The sequence below is a fragment of the Aeromonas intestinalis genome (assembly GCF_054052485.1).
Map to the genome: position 1 here is coordinate 44072 of NZ_JBSTYK010000020.1, position 21828 is coordinate 65899.

General features: G+C 63.1%; 13 protein-coding genes and 1 riboswitch. Of the genes, 2 read left to right on the forward strand and 11 right to left on the reverse strand.

Features of this window, described 5'->3' with window-relative positions; translation table 11 throughout:
- Positions 1-2: 2 nt before the first annotated feature.
- Positions 3-722 carry an AzlC family ABC transporter permease gene (locus ACW5W7_RS19480; protein WP_456502767.1) on the reverse strand — a complete coding sequence of 240 codons (720 nt, stop codon included), beginning with the start codon at positions 720-722 and terminating at the stop codon, positions 3-5.
- 149 nt (positions 723-871) lie between these two features.
- Positions 872-1348 carry a L,D-transpeptidase family protein gene (locus ACW5W7_RS19485; protein WP_349919577.1) on the reverse strand — a complete coding sequence of 159 codons (477 nt, stop codon included), beginning with the start codon at positions 1346-1348 and terminating at the stop codon, positions 872-874.
- Between the two features lie 322 nt (positions 1349-1670).
- On the opposite strand from ACW5W7_RS19485, the gene ACW5W7_RS19490 reads away from it, so the two are divergent.
- Positions 1671-3848 carry a glycoside hydrolase gene (locus ACW5W7_RS19490; RefSeq protein WP_456502768.1) on the forward strand — a complete coding sequence of 726 codons (2178 nt, stop codon included), beginning with the start codon at positions 1671-1673 and terminating at the stop codon, positions 3846-3848.
- 59 nt (positions 3849-3907) lie between these two features.
- Here the strand turns inward: ACW5W7_RS19490 and ACW5W7_RS19495 are convergent, their stop codons facing one another.
- The 9 genes from ACW5W7_RS19495 to ACW5W7_RS19535 all read right to left on the reverse strand — a co-directional run bounded on the left by ACW5W7_RS19495 (position 3908) and on the right by ACW5W7_RS19535 (position 19877).
- Positions 3908-4225, reverse strand: a complete 318-nt coding sequence (locus ACW5W7_RS19495) for a hypothetical protein (protein ID WP_456502769.1) — start codon at positions 4223-4225, stop codon at positions 3908-3910.
- Complete coding sequence (gene pgaC, locus ACW5W7_RS19500) at positions 4218-5462, reverse strand: poly-beta-1,6-N-acetyl-D-glucosamine synthase (RefSeq protein WP_456502770.1); 1245 nt, start codon at positions 5460-5462, stop codon at positions 4218-4220. The genes ACW5W7_RS19495 and pgaC overlap by 8 nt, the downstream gene beginning before the upstream one ends.
- Positions 5459-7417 (reverse strand): poly-beta-1,6-N-acetyl-D-glucosamine N-deacetylase PgaB, encoded by a 1959-nt coding sequence (gene pgaB / locus ACW5W7_RS19505; RefSeq protein WP_456502771.1) that lies wholly within the window; start codon positions 7415-7417, stop codon positions 5459-5461. Before pgaB ends, pgaC begins: the two co-directional genes overlap by 4 nt.
- The gene (pgaA, locus tag ACW5W7_RS19510) at positions 7417-9789 is read right to left on the reverse strand and encodes a poly-beta-1,6 N-acetyl-D-glucosamine export porin PgaA (protein WP_456502772.1); all 2373 of its coding nucleotides are present in this window, start codon (positions 9787-9789) and stop codon (positions 7417-7419) included. The genes pgaB and pgaA overlap by 1 nt, the downstream gene beginning before the upstream one ends.
- A gap of 426 nt (positions 9790-10215) precedes the next feature.
- Positions 10216-11103 carry a DUF4434 domain-containing protein gene (locus ACW5W7_RS19515; RefSeq protein WP_456502773.1) on the reverse strand — a complete coding sequence of 296 codons (888 nt, stop codon included), beginning with the start codon at positions 11101-11103 and terminating at the stop codon, positions 10216-10218.
- A complete protein-coding gene (locus ACW5W7_RS19520; RefSeq protein ID WP_456502774.1) occupies positions 11103-14063 on the reverse strand; it encodes an NfrA family protein in 2961 nt (986 codons plus the stop codon). The genes ACW5W7_RS19515 and ACW5W7_RS19520 overlap by 1 nt, the downstream gene beginning before the upstream one ends.
- Positions 14063-16309 (reverse strand): cyclic di-3',5'-guanylate-activated glycosyltransferase NfrB, encoded by a 2247-nt coding sequence (nfrB, locus tag ACW5W7_RS19525; RefSeq protein WP_456502775.1) that lies wholly within the window; start codon positions 16307-16309, stop codon positions 14063-14065. Before nfrB ends, ACW5W7_RS19520 begins: the two co-directional genes overlap by 1 nt.
- A 5-nt stretch (positions 16310-16314) precedes the next feature.
- Complete coding sequence (wecB, locus tag ACW5W7_RS19530) at positions 16315-17397, reverse strand: non-hydrolyzing UDP-N-acetylglucosamine 2-epimerase (protein ID WP_349919592.1); 1083 nt, start codon at positions 17395-17397, stop codon at positions 16315-16317.
- 632 nt (positions 17398-18029) lie between these two features.
- Positions 18030-19877 (reverse strand): M3 family metallopeptidase, encoded by a 1848-nt coding sequence (locus ACW5W7_RS19535; protein ID WP_456502776.1) that lies wholly within the window; start codon positions 19875-19877, stop codon positions 18030-18032.
- 337 nt (positions 19878-20214) lie between these two features.
- Positions 20215-20300, forward strand: a riboswitch (cyclic di-GMP riboswitch).
- Positions 20301-20361: 61 nt separating this feature from the next.
- Here ACW5W7_RS19535 and gbpA point away from each other — a divergent pair.
- Positions 20362-21786, forward strand: coding sequence for an N-acetylglucosamine-binding protein GbpA (gene gbpA / locus ACW5W7_RS19540; protein WP_456502777.1), 1425 nt, complete (start codon positions 20362-20364; stop codon positions 21784-21786).
- Positions 21787-21828: the final 42 nt, after the last annotated feature.

The following is a 21828-nucleotide window of genomic DNA, read 5'->3' on the forward strand; positions in this document are numbered from 1 at the left end:
GACTACCTCCTCATCCGATGCAGCACATAGCCCACCACCATGCCGGCCAGGGCCGAGACGATGATGTGGATCTCCGCCAGCAGCGGCTTGGTGACGAGGGCCGTCACGCCGCTCACCAGGGTCGCCGCCACCATGGGCAGGTTCTTCATGGCCGGGATCGTCATGGCGATGAAGGTGGCCGCGATGGCGAAGTCCAGCCCCATGTGATCCAGCCCTTCGATGTACTGACCGGCGGCGATGCCGAGCAGGGTCGCCACATTCCAGAACAGATAGAACACGAAGCCCGCGATCAACGCATAGGCGTGGTTGAAGGCACCGCTGCGCTCCCTGTCCTTGAGGGCCACCGCGAACATCTCGTCGGTCAGGAAGAAGGCCAGGCTGGCACGCCAACGCAAGGGGAGCGAGAGCACATCACGGCGGAAGGTGAAGCCATACAGCAGGTGCTGGGAGGTGATGACGAAGGTGGAGCCCACGATGGGCAAGAGCGGCGTGCCGGCGCCAAACAGCGTGGTGGCCGAAAGCTGGGCCGCCCCGGCATAGACCAGCAGGGACATCAGCTGGGCCTGGATGGGGCTCAGCCCCACCTGCAGCGCCAGGGCGCCGCACAGAATACCCCAGGGAATGACCGAAACGGACAACGGGAGAATATCGAGGGAGGCGCGCCACCAGAGCGCACCCGTGCTCTCGGCCCCGGACGGCTGGGGGCGAGTTTGCGAGATCATGAGGTCATCCTTGTCCTGTCAACGAGAACCGAAAAACCTATCACAGCGCGGGGGGAGATACCATGCCACCGTCGAGGCGGGTGGATGGGCAGAGCAGGAGACAGCCCGCCTCGCCGATGCGGCGACGAGACGGGCAGGATCCATGGGGATCAGGGCTGGATGACGATGGGGGTACCGGGCTCGATGGCGCCCCACACTTCGTCCAGATCGTGGTTCAGCATGGCGATGCAGCCGTTGGTCCAGTTGGACGGCTGCAGGCGGCGGTTGCCGATGTCGTTGCGCTGACCATGGATCATGATCATGCCACCCGGATTGACCCCCTTCTCGTTGGCCGCCTTGATGTCGTCCAGATTCGGGTAGTTGATGTGGATGGCCTTGTAGAAGCCTGAGTTGGTCTTCTTGTAGTCGAGGATGTAGCGTCCTTCCGGCGTACGCTGATCCCCTTCCTTCTGCTTGTGACCGATGGGCGCCGGGCCCAGGGCGATCCAGTAGCGTTTGACCTCTTTGCCATCCTTCATCAGGGTCAGGCTATAGCTCGACTTCTTGACCACCACCATGTCCGCAGACAGGCTGGCAAAACTCAATGCGGGCCACAGCCCCAGCAAACACAGCAATACGGCTCTCATTCCATCCCTCGACAAGCCTCTGGGGCTTTTTTGTTAGCACATCATCTGAATGTCGCCACGCCCTGACGGGGGCACTGTGGCAAGCGAGCGCCATGATATTGGATCGCCATCAATACTCAATATATCCAGAGAAACATATCTGAGACCAGTCCGACGGGCTCATGCCAGTGATCATGCTTCCCCGGATGAATGCACAGCCAAAACAGAGAGATAGGCATTGGCTCACAAAAGGAAGACTCAAATAATCCCACTTCTTTATTGATACTTTCCTTCCCTTTCCTCTGGATATACCCTGACGCCGATCGTGTTCCAAGGAGACCCCATGCCCCCTCTTTCCCTCGTCGGCACCGGCCTGCTCGGCCTCTTGCTGGCCGCCCCCCTGAGTGCGGCTCCTCTGCTGCTGCAAGGGGAACATCTGAGCTATCGCATCGATCCGGACACCCTCGCCATCTCGGTGGGCGACGTGCCGGTCAGCGCGGGACAGGCGGCTCGTCAGGTCAGCCACCTGCAGCAGGACAAGCAAGGCATACGCTGGCGCTGGCCCGCACAGGAGACCCAGGTCGAAGTGGAACTGGACGGCCAGGACCTGCTGCTCACCCTCACCAGTGACGGTCCCCGCCAGATCGCTTGGTACAGCCTGCCAAAGAACCAGACCCACCTCTCCATGGCCTTTGGTGAGGGCAGCCGCTTCTCGGTGCGTGACAGCGACTGGCTCGGCTATATCGGCGACGAGCTGAGCGAGATCGACACCCATTACGACCTCAAGCTGCCGATGTGGAGCCAGGATGCGGGCAAGCAGACCTACAGCTGGATCCTGCAGAGCCCCTATGACAACCACCTCGCCTTCAGCCGCAAGGGGGGCAGGTTGCAACTCACCGCCAGCCACGAGTTCAATCACTTCAACCGGGCTCCCCTGGTGGTGCGCCTGAACGTCGGGGACGACTGGCTGGCGGGGGCGAGGCGCTATAGGGAATGGCTGCAGGCCGAGGGTGCCTGGCAATCCCTCGCCGACAAGTTCGGCCACATCCCGGCCGGGCGGCGCCTCATCGGTGCCAGCCATCTCTATCTGTGGGGGGATGCCCTGCTGGACAGGCAGGATGTGAAAGACTGGGCCGGCCTGCAGGCCAAGATCCTGAGCAAGCCGGAGTGGCTCAAGGCCTTTGGCAGCGAGGAGCAGGCCGCACTGGCAACACCAGCCCCCCAGATCTGGCAACAGACCCAGATCATGGAGGGGGTCAACCGGCTGATCGCCCGCCAGCTGCCGCTCCCCGCCCAGCAGGGCCCTCTGCTGCAAGGCAAGGTGCTCGCCTTGCGTCAGCAGTGGGCCAAGAGCCAGTTTGGCGCTCAGCTGGTGTCCCAGGCTCGTTGGGGCCAGGGGCTCTCCCTGCCGGTCATAGAGGCGCTCCATCAGGCGGGGCTGCGCAAGCTCTGGCTCGGTACCCCCCAATGGACCGCCGCCCTGCAACAGGATCAGGCCATCGCTGCCGCCAAGCGACTGGGTTATCTGGTGGGCAGCTATGACTCCTATGACACAGCCATTCCCCCGGGTAGCAATGACAGCTGGCTCACCGCCCAGCTGCCCACCGAGCTCGGCAAGCGCTGCGCCATCATAGAGGCAGACGGCAAGCCCAGACCCGGCTTTGGTGGCGAAGGGGTCTATCTCAACCCCGGCTGCACCCTGTCATTCGCCAAGGAGCGCATGGGGGAGCTGGCCAAAGCCAGCGCCATCAACAGCCTGTTCCTCGATGTGGATGGCACCGCCATGGCCTCCAGCGACTACAGCCCGGCCCACCAGCAGGGCAGCGCGGCCATGATTGCCGCCCGCAACGCCCGCATGAGCTGGGTGGGGGAGCGCCTCGGACTGGTGCTGGGCTCGGAGGATGGCAATGCCCTCACCAGCCAGCCGCTGATGTTTGCCCACGGCATCCAGAGCTGGGGCTTTGGCTGGGAAGACGCCGCCATGCGCAAGCAGGCCAAGTCCCCCTACTACCTCGGCCAGTGGTGGCCGGACGAGGCGCCCCAGGTCTTCTTCCAGCCCGCTCGCCTCAAACCCCGCTACCTCAAGACGGTGTTCAACCCGGCAGATAGGCTGCCCCTCTATCAGGCGGTCTTCCACGACTCGGTGATCAACAGCCACCACTGGCTGCTGGACAATCTCAAGTTCCCCGCCATCCGGGAGGAGCGGGCCCTGCTCGGCTTGCTCTACAACACCCCGCCTCTGGTCAACCTGAGCCGCAGCACCCTCAAGAGCCGTCTGCCGGAACTGGTCAAGCTGGATGCCCAGTTCGCCCCCCTGCACGAGGCGCTGTGGGACAAGGCATTGGTGGGCTTTCGCTGGCGTGACGGCGTGGGACGGGTGCAGGAGACCCGCTTCTCCGACTGCAGCCGGCTGGTGGCGAACTTCGGCAAGGGCAGCATCCTGATCGATGGCCACAAGCTGCCGGGGCACCAGTTGCTGGTGGCCCTCAAGGACCAGCCCGTCCGTCTGTTGAAGATCTAGGCGGAGCCATCCCGAAACATCAGGCCCTGCTCATTGGCAGGGCCTGTTTTTTGGGTGCCTCAATCTCGCTCCCGTGACTGGAGACGCCGTTGCAGCAGCCGATGGAGCAACTTGTTGTATCTGGCCCAGGAGTGGATCAGCAGGAACAGACCCGCTATCAGCGCCAGAAACAGCTGTCCCAGCTCCTGCCAGCCCAGCGAGCCGATGAAGCCCACCTCCTCACCGCTCTTGAGATAGTTGAACCAGGGCTGGAGCGCCAGAAACAGCCAGCTGCCCCAGGTCAGCAACAGCAGCAGCAGGTCACGGAGCCGATAACGCCAGCTGCGTCTGTTGCCGTTGCGAATGATCATCGCCTTGCCGAGTCGATGTTTACTCACGGAAGGACTCTCCTCTGTCCGGGCTCTCCCATACCGCCAGCTGGCCGCGACGGCGCAGCAGGGCCTTGGGCACGGCGACAACCACGGTCACCAGGTTGAGCAGCCAGTAGACCAGGGGATACCAGGCGCACCAGATGAAACTGCGCAGCATGGTGCGGTCGTAATGGCTGTCGATGAAGATGCTGATGCCAAATTGCAGCAGGCAGATGCCGGTCATCAGCACCCCGGACCAGGCGAAAAAGTGCCCCTCGGCCAGGGCGGCAAGATCCGGGTGCAGCAGCCAGCTCAGGGCCAGAAGCAGCATGCCGTAACACCAGGCCACACTGGCGGCATACTCGAGCAGCAGCGGCCAGAAACGCCGGTTCTGCCAGCGCAGCACCCGGGAGCCGTAGCGCAACATCACCTCAGCCCCCCCCTGGGCCCAGCGCAGCCGCTGCTTGTAGAGACCGCGTACCGTCTCCGGCATCAGCACCCAGCACAGGGCCTGGGGTTGATAGTGGATGAGCCAGCCCGCCAGTTGCAGCTTCCAGCTGATGTCGATGTCCTCGGTCACCATGTCGGTGCTCCAGCCACCGACCGCTTCCACCGCTGCTTTGCGAAACGCCACCACCACCCCGGAGACGGTGAAGACGGTGCCATAGATGCGCTGGGCTCGCTTGATGAGGCCGATGATGGAGCTGAACTCCCCGGTCTGGATCTTGCCGATGATGGTGGAACGGGTGCGCACCCTGGGGTTGCCGGTCACGGCACCCACTCTGGGGCTATCCAGAAAGTGCTTCACCATCCAGATAACGGCGTCGTGATCGAGGACCGCATCACCATCTATGCCCACCAGGATCTCGCCACTGGCCTCTCCCAGGGCATGGTTGAGGGCCATCGCCTTGCCCTGATTGGGCTGGTGCAGCACCCGCAGCCGCTCATCCTTCAGTGCCAGTCGATCGAGACGCGCCCCGGTGTCGTCCCGGCTGCCATCGTTGATGGCCAGCACCTCGAAGTCGGGATAGCGCTGGCGCAGTAGGTGGCCTATGGTCTCTTCCACATTGGCCCCCTCGTTGTAGCAAGGCACCATCAGGGTCACTCTGGGATAACGGGGCAGGGTCACCCCCCGCCTCGCCAGCGCCAGATCCCGCCGCTCCCACTGGAAGTAGTAATAGAGACCGCCGCACATCCACACCATGGCCATCAGGCTGGGGTAGGCCAGGGTGAAGACTGCCAGTCCGTCAAGAAAGGTCGTCATGGCTGCGGGCTCCCGACCTGACTACCGGAGGCTGTCGCCTGCCCTGATACGGCCCCGGTCATGGAACCTGGCTGGCTCGCCGCCGAAAAAACGGGTTTCAACTCGGCAGGATCCGGCTGGTTGTTGTGAAAATCGTCCGGGTAGTAGCCGAAGTTGGTCACCCCTTGCTCGCGGATGATCCGCATCCAGCGCGCCAGCTCCGCATCGGGGACGGGCTTATCGGTGCGCCAGTTGCGGCTTTGCAGCTCGAACACCAGCTTGTCGGCGGGCACCGTCACCAGCGCATCCTTCGCCAACTTGGCGAGCCAGGCATCCGGATCCTCGGCTTGTTCCATGTAGGGCATGGCCATCACGGCGGTGTAGTCATAGGCTCCGGCAAAGCCTGCCATGCTCTGGGCAAACCACTGCTGGGACTCGGGCTCGGTGATGAGGGCGGCATAGATGTTGCGCGCCGTCTTGAGTCCATCCAGCCCTCCCTGCCGGTAGCGGGCGGCGGCCGCTTTCAGTTCGAGGGTGAAGTCGATGAGCTGGCGGGTCTTGTGCTCCCCCTGCGCCTTGAGCGCCGCCGGGCTGCGCGACAGCAACCCCTCCCCTTCGTAATCCCCGAGGAAGGCATCGTCGTGGAACAGCAGGCCGTCGAACTTGGTGTAAAAACCGAGATCCTCGTAGATGTCCGCAATCAACCGACGATTGGCCGGATCCCAGGGCGCCAGGCGCAGATACTGATCCGGGGCCGGCTTGCCGGTGCGGCTGTCGGTGACATAAGGGTGACCCGGGCCGAGATCATAGGCCAGCACCGGCATCCAGGCGTAGACCTTGACCCCGGCCCGGGTGCGCAGTTGCCAGGCGACCCGGTTGAACAAGTCCGCCTTCATCGGCATGTGGCGATTCGGGAAGTAGAGCGCCTCCGCCACCCCGTCGCCGTTGTCATCGGCATAGGCCTGCAGGTAGACGGTGGTGATGCCGTAGTTCTTGATGCGATCCAGCAGCTTGTCGAGGTTCTTGCCCTGCTGCACCGGATCCTTGTCGTAGACATAGTCGAGATCCACGTGCACCAGCCGCTGCAGCGACTGGGACCAGGTGTTGCCCCCCATGATCTCGTCCAGGTTCTGCAGGCTGGTCTCCTCCTCCAGCAGGTAGCGGCGCACCTGACTGCCGGACTCCGCCAACCGGTTGACCCCGTCATCCAGGGTGAAGGTGTAGGGCATGCCCGCGTCGTTGGCGACCGCTAGCGCGGTCTCGTTGAAGGCGCCATAGGGCCAGACCATGATGCGCGGACTCTGCCCAAGGTGCTGGCGGATCTGCTGGCTCGACGCCTCGAAATCCGCCTTGAGCCGCGCCCGGTATTGCGCCTGGCTCTCGTAACCCTTGGGGCTCCAGCCCGCCGTGGTCACCGCGGGTTGCACATTGCCCTGGGGGTTCGCCAGCAGGCCGAAGTGGGAAGCGAAGGTGTGGGAGGCTATCTCCACCAGGCCGGAGTCCTGCATCTCCTGGATCTGCGGCCAGCCGACGAAGTAGTCACGGGGCAGCTTGTCGTCGCCATAGGGCACCATCTGATCCCGGGGGACATCCAGCCAGCTGCCCACCAGCGCGAACACCGCCGGGTACTGATAGAGCTTGAGCAGGGGATAGACCAGGCGATAGAAGCTCTCGTAGCCATCGTCGAAGCTGAGCAGTATGGCCTTGGGAGGCAGGGGAGCCTTGCCCGCCTTGGCATCCAGGATCTGCTGGAAGCTGACCGGCTGATAACCCTGCTGCCGGATCCAGTTGAAATGGCGGATCAAGGTGTCCCGACGCATGGTCTGGGGATACAGCTTGCGATCCGGGGTCAGCTTGAGGTCGATGATGTCGTGGTAGCAGAGCACCACATAGTCCTCCCCCTCGCGAGCGGCCTGGGTTGCCCAGGGCAGCAGCAGAGAGATGAGCACATAGAACGGGGTGAGCAGTCGGCGCATCACAGGAAGCTCCATTGCAGATTGGCAAAGACGAAATCGCCGTACTCGGCATCGCCGTCATAGGTGGCTTTGCTACGGCCAAGGCCGTAACCCAGGCTCAGGGCTGGTGAGATAACCCAGTCATGGCGGTAGCTGAGCTGCCAGCCCTGACTGCCGCCATAACCCTGTTGCCAGTAGCTGCTGCTGGACAGGAAGAGACCCTGGGTCAGGGTACGGTTGGCATCCAGCGGCAGGCGATAGCGGGCGCCCAGCTCCAGCTCCAGGTTGCGATCCTCGAGAGGGTTGAAGTAATCCACCTCGACGTCATCGTTGCGGGAGCTGGCGGCGCGCAATGTGCCATCGAACCACCAGCGATCCCGGCGCCACAGATCCTGGCGCACGAAGCCGGAGACGCTCTTGCGCAGGTTGCCGTCGCCAAGATCCATCAGCTCGAGTTGAGCCCCCGCCTCCCGGCTCTCGTCCTGGCGCCAGTTCAGCGCGAGCTGATATTGATCGGCGTAGTCGCCCCGGGCGAGTGCCCGCAGGGGGGTGTCGGCACTGTTGAGGTTGACGGCTCCCGCGAGGGACCACTGATCCCCGAGCCGCCAGTCCAGCCGGTTCCACAGATAGCCCCTGTGATTGAGCTCCGAGCCCATGCCTCCTTCCACAGTCCATTGCAACGGGTAGAACGCGAGCTCCATGCCAAGGCCGCTGTAGGCGGCGCGCTCGGGTTCATCGTCAAACTCGCCAAAGCCCCCCTGACGGCGCACGAACAAACGATGGCCCGCGTCGCTGCGGGCGCTGTAGAGACGGGCGTCGTAGCGCCAGTCCCGGCTTGCCAGCACGGATCCCCCCTCGCTGCTGCCGTGGTTGAACTCGGTCATCAGGGTGGGCGCCTGTTCCTGCTTGAGACGCTGACCCAGCGCCTTGCGATCCCGGTTGCCCTCCCCCAGGGCGCGGATGCGGGCCGGGGTCAGTTGCCACTGACCCCGATCGAGGCGGGCATTGAGCCGCCCCGGTTCGAGTTGCACCTGACTGGCGGGAGCCAGCCAGCGAGCCGCCTGGGCATAGGCCTCATCGGCCCGATCCGGCTGACCACGCCAGCGGCGCAGATCCCCGAGCTGCATCCAGAGCCAGGGATTGGCCGGCGCACTGTCAAGCCAGCCAAGCAGTTGGCGCTCGGCCTCATCGGCCTGGCCGCGCCAGGCCAGCAGCAGGTTTTGCAACTGCAGCAGTCGCTCGTAATCGTCGTTGTCCATGCGGGTGTTGCCGGTGAAGTCCCAGCGGGTCAGGGGTTCCTGCCACTGGGTCAGCACCCCGCTGGCCGCCTCATAACGTTCCTGATCCGTGTAGGCATAGAAACGCTTCTCCCGCAGCTCCTTGTCCGCCGGCATCCGCTGTGCCAACTCGTCGTAGATGAGGCTGGCCTCACGGCTGCGCCCAAGGCCCGCCAGGGCATCGGCGCGAGCCATCAGCACATAATCGGGCTGGGCCTCTTTGGCCAGCAGGGCGGCGGAGCCCCGCTCGGCGAGTGCGAAGCGCCCGAGGGCCACCAGGGTCACGATGCGATCCCGTTCGTTGCTCAGATGCAGGGGGTGATCGCTCGGCGCCTCGCGCAGGATCCGCTCCTGCAACGCCAGCGCCCGCTGCAATGCGTGGGTGGTGAGCGCGGGATCCTCGGTCTGGGCGACACTGCGCAGCAGGCTGACCGCCTCATAGTGATCCAGCCAGAGCCGGTCGATCTGATTGAACAGCGCAGGGTGCTGGCGCATCAGATCCGACGCCGCCGGACCCGCCCCCAGGCTCACCGCGACCCGATAGAGCGCCAGCAGCTGCTCGGGGTTGTCGGGGTCCTGCTCCAGCCACTGCTGACGGGCCAGCATCTCCCCCATGGCATCATCCTGTCTGCATGCCCCATAGATGCGGGCATCCAGAATGGCCTCATCCCGGCCGAAGCGGGACTCATAATCGCTGGCGGCCTGCCGGGCCAGGGTCAGGTTGCCCTGATCGCTGGCGCTCAGGTAGAGACCGAGCCAGGCATTGCGGTTATCCGGCGCCCGCCCCTGCAAGATGCGGTAGTAGCTGATGGCGAGGGGATAACGACGCTCGTCCCGCGCCGCTCTGGCGAGAGCTTCGAGGGAGACATCGGAGATGGGTTTGAACTCGCAGGGCTCACAGCTCGCCAGGGCGGCTGCCGGATCCTTGCGCCAGAGTTGCACGGCGATGAGGTCGTCGAGCACCTTGCCATCCTGGCTGCGCCGGTAGAGGGCATCCAGACCTGCGGCAGCACGCTCGAGCTGCCCCTGCCGCGCCTGGATGACCCAGGCTTCTCTTTCCTGATCGAGCGCCCCCGCCCGGGACAACCCGGGCAACAACGCGAGAAGATAAAACATGCGATTCATTCGCAACATACACCCAGATTTCGTGGCGCCAGCCATGGCGGATCAGGGTTGAGCCTGATCATTCAACGGGACATGGACACTCGGGGATTTGAGGGTGAAAGGCAGAGATTGCCCTTCGTATGTGCGGTCCAGCCATCTCCAGAGGAGACCTGCGACTTTCCGAACCCGATTCACATCGGGGGTGGCGAGGCGGTCGATTTTGAGTCTGCGTCGACATTAGTCAATGGGGGGATATTATGAACTTGGCCTGAACGCAGACTGATGGTGGGGATAAAATTTGCGGCGAAAAACATTGTTATGGCCAGGGTTATCAAGCCATATCGATTAATAGACGCTACCTGAGGCTGATAATTCGCTATTAAAATTAACAGTTTTAAACGGCAGGGGCTGCGACCGCAAGTGTCGCAGCCCCTGGCTTCAACGCAGGTCTGCCAAGCCTGGCAAGTAGCGCAAGGAGAAGAACCAGCGCTGGCTGCCGCACCGGCCCGGTGCCGACCAGAGAGCCCGTTGCTGGCTCTCAGCCAGGGGCTTGGCCTGGAAGGCGCCTTCGCCCTGCTGCTGGACGAACAGCTCGTGGATGAGCCCGGCCACCCGTCCCTCGCAGGGCTCGAGGGCGCTCAGATAGAGGTTCCGCTCCGGCTGACTCAATACGCCGGTCCCGCTGCCATCCTGCACCAGCAGGCTCACCCCGTTCTGCGCCATCAGGGTCAGCATTTCCCGATAGGCTTCAGGGCTCATCTTGCCGGTAAAGAAGCTGCTGATATAGACGGGCACCGGGTTCAACTCATTGAGCGCCTTGCCAAGACTCGCCAGGTGACGAGCCAGCAGTGCCTGGCGCTCGGGCGCCCGCCAGTTGAGATCATCGAGTTCGGCAGGCAGGTACCAGCCTGCGATGTGCCCCTCGCCGAGACGCGCCTGCCATTCCTGCGCCAGCGAGAGGTTGTGGCTCTCCTGCTGACCGAGATAGCGATCGAGATGACCTGCGCTCTGATCCTGATGCTGGAAGAATTCGGGGTCGGAATAGAGTCCCAGGATCAGGGTCAGTCCCGCCTCCTTGACACGCTTGAGCCGGTCCGCCAGCCAGGCACTCTCCTCCGGCTTGGCGAAGGCCTCACCGTAACGGGTCCATTGCACGATCAGGGTATCGAAACCTTCCCGTTTCACCTGGGCCAGGATCTCGTCCCAGCGCGTCTCGCCGATGGCGGCATCCCGCAGCTGGGGCTGATAAATAATCCCCTGACTCGCCTGGGCGGGCCATGCCGCCGCCAGCAGGATGAGAGTCAATGCCGTTATCCAATGTCTCATCACCATCTCACTCCCATGGTCATCATCAGGGTGCCTTTGTCGTAGTCATCGCCGGTTTCGATGTCCTTGATGACGGGATTGCTCTTCAGTCTGTGCTGGTATTCGATCCCCAGGCTCAGCTTGTGGGGCCAGGCATCGTAGCGGGTCTCCCCGAACCAGTGATTCCAGCGCACCCCGACGCCCCCCATCAGCAGGGTGTAGTCATCGGATCCCGACGAATATTCCACCGTGCCCCCCTCAGCGTTGTAATAACCCCGATCCGGGCTCTTGTCGTTCCAGTACTGGCGCCCCTGCACATGGGCATAGGGCTCGAGGGTGTCACCCCAGCGGATCTTGTGGTGATAGCTGAGACGATAATCGGCTACCAGGCTGGTCTGCTGTGAACGCAGGTAGCGAGCCGCGTCCAGATAGAGGTTCTGGGCCCACCAGCCACTCTCCCCCACATGCCACTCGTCGCTGTATTTGCCGTCATTCAGGAAGGAGGCGCTGGCCCGGATCAGGGTGTCGTGTTCGCCCCCCTGGCTGTTGTTGAGGGGGAGCAGCTCCTCGGCCGCGAGGAAGAAGGTCTGGCTGGAGAAAGGCTTCCATCGCAGCCCTATCCCCAGAGTCGGATCCCTGAAATCGAGAGGATTGCTGCCTCTGTCCTCGGCATAGGTACCGTCGTAAGGGGTGCCTTCATTGATGTGATAGATCTGCTGGCTCTGGCTGCTGCCATAGAGACGACCGTAGACGGAGAGCGTCTTGCCATTGCGAATGGGCTCGTCCCCCAGGCGATATTCCACCTCGGTCTGGGCATAGCTCTGGGCCACGGCATTGCCCCCGATACCACTCACTGTACCGGCCCCGGTACCGGTCCAGGCATCGAAACTGTAGGTCCAGCGGCGGCCCAGATCCTCGTGCAAACGCCTCAGGTCGTAACGCAGCTGCGCCGGTTGCTCCCCGTCGATGGCCTTGGCGGCGTAGTCCCGCGCCTTCTGGTTGTGAGCGAGGGACTGGTTGATATAAACCAGCTGCTCGGCAAGCTGGGTATCTCCCGGCCGGTAGATGGACTCCAGCCAGTCACTGGCCGCCTGCTTCTCGTCATTGCCCAGCAGGGCATAGCCATAGGCGAGTTGATACTCCCGGTTGTCCGGCTCCAGTCGATTGGCGGAATGCAGCGCCGTGCGAGCCTGCGCCGTCTGGCCGAGGTGCTGATGATGCTGAGCCAGTTGCGCATAGTCCGATGCCTCGGGCGACAGGGCGATGGCTTTCTCAAGGCTGGCGATGGCCTCTTCATCCTGCTGGGTACTGGCCAGAGCACGCCAGTATGCCGCCCCCTGGGGCAGGCCGGCCCGCCGATACCCGTCCAGCCATTGCCTCGCCTGGGACTGATCGCCGGCATCCAGGGCCGACCGGATGGCGGCCATCTGCTCCTGCTGCTCGGGAGCCAGAGTCACCTGCTGCCAGGCCTTGAGTGCCGCCCCATAGTGGTGATTCTCATAGGCCTGGTAAGCCAGCTGGCGCACATCCTGCGGCAAGCCGAAGCTGGCGGCCCGGGCGAAGGCATATTCCGCCAGACCCGGCTTGGTCTGGCGATAACAGTGGCCGAGCGCTCGCCAGCTGTCGGCATCATAGTCTGCGGCGAGATCCCCCAGCACCCGTACCACACCGTCACACTGGCCCGACTGGGCCAGCAGACCGGCTTGCAGGCTTCGCAGTCCGGGCTCAGGCAGCGGTTCGGCCAACCGATCTGGCAGAGGCGCGGCTCCTTTCTCCCCTTGCAACAGGGTCAGACGCCGGATCAGGGTTTCCCGCTCGGCCTGGCTGGCCCCCTTGTAGGGCCAGTAGTCGATGAGCAGCGCCCGGCTCGCGGCCGTGAGGCCCGCCTGCTGCAGGCGATAGCTCACCTGCTCGAGCGTAGCCATGGGCTGACGCGAGCCCCTGATGAGCTGACGCCCCTCGCTGGCCAGTTTGTTCCACTGGCGCTGATGCAGGGCGGACTCGAAAGCGAGCTCCGCATTCCCTTGCGCCGGCGTCCTGGCCAGCAGCCTGTCCAGCTCGGCCCAGCGCCCCTCGCGGCGCAGCACCGGCAACATCAGGCTGGTATAAAATCCCTGATTCTCGGCAAACTGCAGGGTCTCGTCGCTGCCGAGGGTCTGGTTATTGGCGGCCAGTTGCAGCCACTCCCGCTCCTGATCCGCCCGTTGGAACTGCGGGGCATGGGCCTGCTGGTAGCGGCCGAGGGTCGCTCCTCGCTGATCCTTGCCAAGGGCCAGGGCAATGGCCAAGTCCAGCTCTGCATCATCGCTTGGCAACCGGTGGCGCAAGGCCACGGCCTGTTCGACCTTGTCCTGTGCCAGCAGCATGTTGACCCACTGTTTCGTCTCGCCGGGTCCGAGCTTGCCCGCCTTGTCCAGCCAGGCGAACTGACCCGCGGCCAGGGGCCAGTTCTGTTCCCCCAGAGCACGCTGCAGCAAGTTGCGCCGCAGACCAAGGCCCTGGGAACTGTCCGCCAGGGCGGGATCTTCCAGCGCCGTGGCCAGCGCGCCCAGATCCCCATCCAGCAGATCACGTTCGGCTCTCGCCACCTTGCACTCGAGCTGATTGCAGGCCGGATCCAGTGGGTTCTTGCGCTGCAGCCCCTCGGCCATGGCAAGCAGTTCGGCGTCCCCCGGCGTGATGGATAGCTGCTCATGGATCAGCGCAGCGGCATGTTTGTCCTGACCAAAATGCTCGTAGGCCCGTGCCAGATAGAGTGCGATGACCGGGTTCTCGGGCTGCAACTTGCGAGCCTGCTCGAACTCGGCGATGGCCCTGTCACGATGCCCCCGTTCCAGAGCAGAAAATCCTTTTTGAAGGTGTGGGTACAGCACGAAACGCTGATAACTACTCACCCCTGGACCCAGGTCATATTCCGCCGGGGCGGCCATGGCACCCTGCCCGAGCAAGAGCCCGGACAGGAGCAGTAATTCGGGACGCATCAAACGGTCTCCTCTTTCTGTCGCGCCAGCCAGGCTTCATCATTCACCCCGGCCGCCCGCAGCAAGTCATGCACATTCAGTTGATAGCGGTTCTGCAGCCCCTTGGCCTGGGCCAGCACCTGTTCGCTGACCACTTCCTGATCGACCAGAAAGTCCCCAAGCACCTCTTCACTGCTCTCGTGGCGCAGCAACAGGGAGCGCAGCGCCGCCTCGTCGATATGACCGAGGGAGGTGAGGATCTCCGGCAGCATCACCTGGCTCGCCTGATAGCGGGACCAGATATCGGCGTAGCCGGCCTCATCGATCAGGCCATCGGCCAGGGCTTTTTGCAGCACGCCCTTGGGGTCGGTACGCGTGGATCGCACATACCAGCGACGCAGCCCCAGGGTGACTTCCCCCTTGCAGGCAATCACATAGGAGACCCGCGATGCGAGCTTGCGCGACAGGGCGCCAAGAGAGACAGGGTCCAGATAGGTTTCGCACCCCAGCACCAGCACCTCTTTCTCCATGCGCAGGGGGATTACCCCGTAATGCACGGCCACGTTGGGAGGCACCTTCTCCAGCAGATCCTCGGGCAGGCTGAAGGCATCGACGTGCTCCCAGGCGACCCCGCTCTGCTCCGCCACACCGGCGGCCAGCTGTTCCGGGGTGATCAGGCCCTGATGCACCAGGCTGCTGCCAAGGCGCAGACCCGGCTCCATGTTCAGTACTGCCTCGTCCAGCTGCTGCTTGCTCAGGCTGCCCTGGCTAACCAGGATCTGGCCGAGGGGACGGCGCGCCCGGTTCTCCTCCCCGAGGCTCGGGAAGTCGTGGGTGGTCTTGTCCCAGGCCACCCGACGGGGATCCCCCTGGGCGATGATCTGGGAGAGGGCCCGCCAGTTCGCCATGAAGTTGATGATGTTGCCCCAGAACAGCCGGGGGATGGACATCATCCCCTGGATCAGGCCGTAGTAGCGGGTCACGAAGATCATCCGCTGCAACATGCGGTTGCTCATCAGGAACATGTTGATCCAGAGCAGGGTGATCAACCAGCTGTCCCCCTCGAAGATGGAGAGGAAGTAGTAGGGATCCGGTGCCAGCCACTGGTAGAGGATGAGGGCCAGCAGCTGCAGCAGGATCAGGCTGGCGGTGAAGCTGAGGAAGTTGGTCAGCGCCCCCTTGCGATCACGCCAGAGGAAGTAGTTGAGCTTCCAGTTGTTGCTCCACTTGTGGGTCTTGAAGCCCTGATAGACGATGCCGATGATCCAGCGGGATTTCTGGCGCACCGCAGTCTGGAAGGTATCGGGGAAGTATTCCCGCACGCAGATGACGTTGGTATCCCGCTCGTGCATGCCAAGCCGCCAGCGCTTGTTCGGGGTGCTCCTGGCCTCGCGGATGACGGGGAAGCGTACGAACACCTCCTCCATCCCCTTCTCCTTGAGTCGAAAACCGATGTCATAGTCTTCCGTCAGGCTCTGCACGTCAAAAGCGATACCGTCGCCGTCTTCCAGCAGGGCGATGACGGCCCGGCGGCTGAAGCAGGTGCCCACTCCGGCACTGGGCACCTGGCCGGAGACGGCCTCGCGCACCGGCACATCCTTGCTGTGCAGCTCGGCGAATTCGTCCAGGTAATGCAGGCTGGTGAAGTTGTACCAGGGACGTTCGAAGGGGTAGACGGGGATCTGGATCAGATCCTTGCGATCCACCAGATAGTTGAACAGCCGCAGCTCCATGTCCGAGATGACATCCTCGGCATCGTGCAGAATGAAGCCGGCGAAGGAGAGGTTGGCCTTTCGTTCGAACTGGAAGATGGCATCGAGCACATTGTTGAGGCAATCCGCCTTGCTGGTCGGCCCCGGCCGGGCGCAGACCACCTTGTGCACATTGGGGAAGCGGGCGCAGACTTCGTCCACATCCTTCTGGGTGTCGGGATCATTGGGATAGGTGCCGACGAAGATCTGGTAGTTCTCGTAGTCAAAGCGGGTCGCCGCCAGCTCCGCCATCTGACCGATCACCCCGGTCTCATGCCAGGCGGGCACCATGATGGCGAGAGGCTGCTCCTCCCGTTCATAGAGTGCCGGGTATTCCAGACGTTCGTGGCGACGATAGACGGTCAGTCGCCGCCAGGTGGCGCGCAGCCAATAGACTGCATCGATGAAGAGATCGTCGACGCCGCTCACCAGCATGGCCATCGCCATCACGATGGCGATCAGCTTCAGACCGTAGAGATAGGTGGCAAAGCCATCAACCAGCCAATATTCCGACATCAGGATCACCCCAGCAAGGTATCAGCCATGATAGCCACGATGCGCGCGCAGGCCTGGCCATCACCAAACGGATTGGCCATGGTGCGCGGGGCAAAGTCCGCCGCCTGCCACAGTTCGGTGACACGCTGGACGATGCGCTCCTCATCGGTGCCCATCAGCTGGGCATAATCGGACTCCACCGCTTCGGGCCGTTCGGTTTCCTCCCGCAGCACCAGCAGCGGCACGCCGTAAGTGGGCGCCTCCTCCTGCAGGCCGCCGGAGTCCGTCATCACCAGCCAGGCATCGGCGATGGCCTGCTGCATGGCCAGATAATCGAGGGGTTCGGTCAGGGTGACATTTGGCAGATGGCCGAGCAGCGGATAGACCGCCTCCTTGATCACCGGGTTCAGATGCACCGGGAAGAGCACCCGCATATCGGGATGAGCGGTGGCGAGACGGGCGATGGCACGGCAGATCCCGTCGACTTCGTCACCCCAGTTCTCCCGGCGGTGCACGGTGACCAGCAGATGACCCGGCTGGGGATTGTTGCGCTGGATGCCATGGCGCTCACCGGCCCAGAGCTGGGCATCGATGACGGTGTTGCCGGTGACATGGACCCGCGCTGCCGGCACCTGCTCGGCCAGCAGGCAGTCCCGCGCACGGGGAGTCGGCGCCAGATGCAGTTGTGCGATGCGCCCAATCATCTGGCGCAGCCCCTCTTCGGGGAAGGGGCGGTCAAGGCGATAGGTACGCAGCCCGGCCTCCACATGGGCCACCGGCACCTGATGATAGAAACCGGTCAGGGCGCCGAGGAAGGCACTCTCGGTGTCCCCCTGCACGATCACCATGTCCCAGTGCTCTTTTGCCATCAGGGCTTCCAGCTGGGCACGGCAGCCCTGGCTGAATTCAAAGAGGCTGGCCCCCTGGCGCTGCAGCGACCAGTGAGGGCGGATATCGAAGCACTCGAGCAACTGGGTAGCCATGCTGTCATGCTGACCGGTATGCACCCAGCGCACATCGGCCCAGGGCGCCTGCAGGAGGGCATGATAGAGGGGGGCGAGTTTGATTATTTCAGGGCGAGTGCCCGATACCATCATGATCTTCTTCATCACAACATGCTCCGTTCATGAGAACCATATCACCGCAAGGAGTCTAGCCGACCAGACACATCATCAGCCCGTACCTATGCAGAATAATATCAATAGATTACAAGTCACTAGGGAGGAGGGGAACACTAATAGGGGGCGATTCCCCCGGATGATCACTCGTGGATATCCTGATACCGCGCGACAGCAGGCACGGTACCTAATGCTGGTATCCCTGTTCGCCCGGCTCGGTGTGAGGCGGTCATCATCATTGAATGGATATAGAACGTCATCAGATATGGAGCGAGTCATCAGACCCTCGTCATAGGCAATCCAGCCATCTCACGAGGGAGATCTGTGATTTTCCGAACCCGGTTCGCACCGAGGGTGGCCTATCAATCATCTGCTCAGGAGCCAGGCCAGTCCATATTTAAAATGTAAATATTCCAACAAATCGAACATAAACCAAATCTAAATCAATTATCTGAACTTAAGTCGACCTCATGACATATAGCAGCAGAGCGAGGAAGGCGATAGCGGATAAACCGGCAAGGGTCACCTCTTGTCGTACCCTGCCTGACGCCCGCTGAGCCCGATAAAAAAAGCCCCTTTCGGGGCTTTTTTGTACAGGCATTCGATGACATCACCGTTGGCCCCTAGGCGGGCTGACTCTCCCCCTGATAATGGCGCAGGATCCAGGTTTCAAAGTCCGCCAGCATGCGGGCTTCCGACTCGCTGTTGTCGGCGATGAGCTCGGTCCCGTGCACCACCCGGATGTGGGCGTTGAGGGGAGCGCCGTCACCGACGGGTGGGCGCTGACGCGCCGCCGCCATGCAGGCCGAGGCCGTTGCCCAGGCATCCTCCACGCTCTGGTTGCACACCCGGGCCAGGGGCGCGGCACTGAAGCCCTCGCCGGTCAGGCTCTGCAGGGTCTGATCATGGGTCATGCCGTTGCCCGGCCCCCAGTAGTGGGCCGCCAGATCCGGGCCGATACGCGGGTTGTCGGTGAGGTAGCCATCCCGGCGCAGGAAGTAGGCACGGGTCTGCTCCACCGCCATCAGGGCCAGCAGGTAGCCGTGGTAGGCGCAGGCCGACTCCTGATTGAGCAGGTGCGGAATGGCGAGCAGCGGGCGTGGACTCTCCACTCCCAGGATCCTGCGCTCCCACTGGCGGGCCAGCGCCAGCACGGCAGCCGGAGTGCGCTCGGCGTCCTCCATGGCATAGAGATCCCGTTCGAAGTAGGAGACCAGGGCGATCTGCCGCTCGTTGAAGGCCCGAAACGGCTGGCGAGCCTCGATCATGGCCTTGATGAGGTCATCCGGGATCGCTTCCCCCGCCTCATTGCGGGCGTACCCCTTGAGCCAGTCCGCATCGTCCAGCAGGCTGTCGCAGAACATGGATTGCGTCTCCGCATAGGCCATGGAGGTGGGCGGGAACTCCTGGGAGAAGCAGGGGGCGTTGCCGGTGACGTTGGCAAAATGCGCCGCGTGCCCCCCCTCGTGGAACAAGGTGTTGAGGCCATTCCAGCCGCTGCCCACCTGGGCGGGGTTCGCCAGACTGGTGAAGTTGACCACGGCAGGCACCCACTCTCCCTCCTGCCAGAAGCTCGGCACCGGGCCATGGCAGAAGCCGTTCTCGTATTTCCCCTCCCGGGTCAGCAGATCCAGGGTCAGGGTCGCCTCCCGGTACTGGATGCCGAGGCGACGGAAGCTCTCGACCCAATCCTTCAGGGCCCGGGAGAAGGGCACGTAGGGGTCGAGCTGACGGGTCACGTCGCCGCTCACGAAATAGCGCAGGTTGTGGGGCAGCAGCGCCGCCTCCCCCTTGGCGCCCTTCAATTCGGCGAGGCCCAGGTGCACCCGATCCTCGGTGCGGGCGATAAAGTCATCCAACACCGTAAACAGCTGCTCCGGGCTCATCTGCTCGTTCTTGCGCACCTTGTAGTCGAAGTAATCCCGATAGCCCATGGCGCGAGCGAAGCGGTTGCGAAGCGTGACGATGGCCAGATAGCCGTTGTCGACCACCCACTGCTCCAGGGTATGGAACATGGCGAGCGCGCTCTGGCGCACCGCCTCATCCGCACTGGCCGCGAGGGAGGCACTGGCTGCCGGCAGGCTGCCGGACACCTGCCGCCCCTGCTCGTCCAGCAGGGTCAGCTTGAGCTCCTTGCGACGGGCGAACAGCTCTGCCTCGGCGGCCACCAGTTCGTCCATCAGCACCGCAGCCTGCGGGTCCTCGATGACGTTGCACTCGAAGAAGGCTATCCAGCCCCCGAGCCCCCGTTTGAGATCCGCCCCTTCGGCCTCGGCCAGCATGGCCCGCAAGACCGGCAGGCGGGTCGGATCGGCGCAGAATGCCTTGTAGGCCTGTTCGGCGGCGGTGAACCCGGCCTGATCATCGCTGGTGCCCATGTAGGTGGACCAGAAGAGATCCTCCTTGCGCCTGTGTACCTTCAGGTAATCGGCATTGAGCTGGTTCAAGTAATTCCTGGCAGTGGAAATCATAAGGTCCCTCTTTTTATCGGCGGCCACTGGCCGGCCGTTCCTTTTTGATGGCGCCCTGACAGCAGGGCGGGTGCGCGAGGATGCGCCTCATCACGCTAGCAAAAGCGGGCTCCGCTGTCTGCCGCGAACAAGGGATTATCTTCGTGAATGGAGTCTTCCTGGCGGCGCTGGGTGCCGGTGGCAGGGAGGCCGGGGCCACATCGGGGAATAAAATCAAAAAGTGGCGTATTGGCTCTACTCCGATGAGAACAAGCTGTAAAGATTTACACTTAATAATTCAATAGAAAGAAGTCATGATGGGAGCGTCGTAGTCAAACGCGACACCATGACCCATTTTGTAGTCATTTGGCAAACTGGTTGAAAGGCCAGGACGCAAAGCCTCCGGTCTAAAGACATGTCGTCCAGGATAGCGGGGTTGCAGCACAGTGTTTCGGGAAACTCCCCTGCCAACTTGACTGCCCACATCTATCGAACAGAGGAATGTATGGCAGCAACTATTCAACTCAATCACCTCACGGCGGCGCTCGCACTGCTGGCCAGTGGCGGCGTGCTCGCTCACGGCTACATCAGCCAGCCGGAGGCACGCAACTACCTGTGCAAGACGGGTGGCAACATCCAGTGCGGCGCCATTCAGTGGGAGCCCCAGAGCCTGGAGGCGCCGTCCGGCTTCCCCGCTGGCGGCCCGGCCGATGGTCAGATTGCCGCCGCCGGCCATCCGCAATTTGGCGAGCTCAACGCCCAGACCAGCGATCGCTGGACCAAGCGCGACGTGAAAGCCGGCCCCTTCGCCATCAGCTGGACCTTCACCGCCAACCACACCACCCGCAACTGGCGCTACTACCTCACCAAACAGGACTGGGATCCGAACCAGCCGCTGACCCGGGCCTCCTTCGACCTCACCCCCTTCTGCGTCATCGACGGGGGCATGGTGCAACCGCCCAAGCAGGTTACCCACAACTGCGTCCTGCCTGCCCGTACCGGTTATCAGGTGATCCTGGGTGTCTGGGAGGTGGGGGATACCACCAACAGCTTCTACAACCTGATCGACGCCCGCTTCGAGGGTGGCACCCAGCCCCCCCTGAGCTGGAGCCAGGGCGGGACCATCTATCCCTCCATCGATCTCGCGGCCGGTGACAAGGCCATGATCCGGGTGTTCGATGCAAGCGGCGAGCGCACGGATCTGCAGACGGTGCTGACCATCGCCAGCACCGAGCAGGGTCAGAAGAACAACTGGGCCCACGCCCTGGCCAGCAAGATCAACGGGGAACAGAGCCAGATCCGCGCCGGTCAGCAAGGAAGTGACGGCCAGTTCAATCCCGTCTACGGCCAGAACCCTGTCTTCCTCAAAGCAGGCAGCAACTTGCAACGGGTCGAGATCCAGCTCGAGCAGCAACAACCGCCGATCGGTGACAGCGTCAGCGTGAGCGGCCTGGAGAGCGAGTACTTGCTCGATGGCGGCAAGCTGACCCTGAGCTTCACGGTCGCGGCGCAAGGGGATCTCGCTGTCACCAACACCCTCTATGACCATGGTGGCGTCGCCAGGGGTCAGAGCAGCGCCGACATCAAGGACAGCAGCCAGAGCTTCACCATGTCGCTGACCGGGTTGAGTGCCGGCCATCATCAACTGGTGATCACGGGCAAACCCAAATCGGGAGGCGCGGCCGTGCAGCAGACCCTGGATCTGATGCTCAAGGATCCGGCCAGTGGCGGTGACTATCAGTACAGCTTCCCCGAGGGCGTGGCCGCCTACACCGCCGGCACCAAGGTGCTGCAACCCAAGAACGGCAAGATCTACCAGTGCAAGCCCTTCCCCTACAGCGGCTGGTGCAGCCAGTGGGCGAGCACAGCCACCCAGTATGAGCCGGGCATTGGCTCCCACTGGCAGGAGGCCTGGACCTTGCTGCCATAATCGTCTTGAATGCAAAACAGGGAGCCCGAGGCTCCCTGTTTT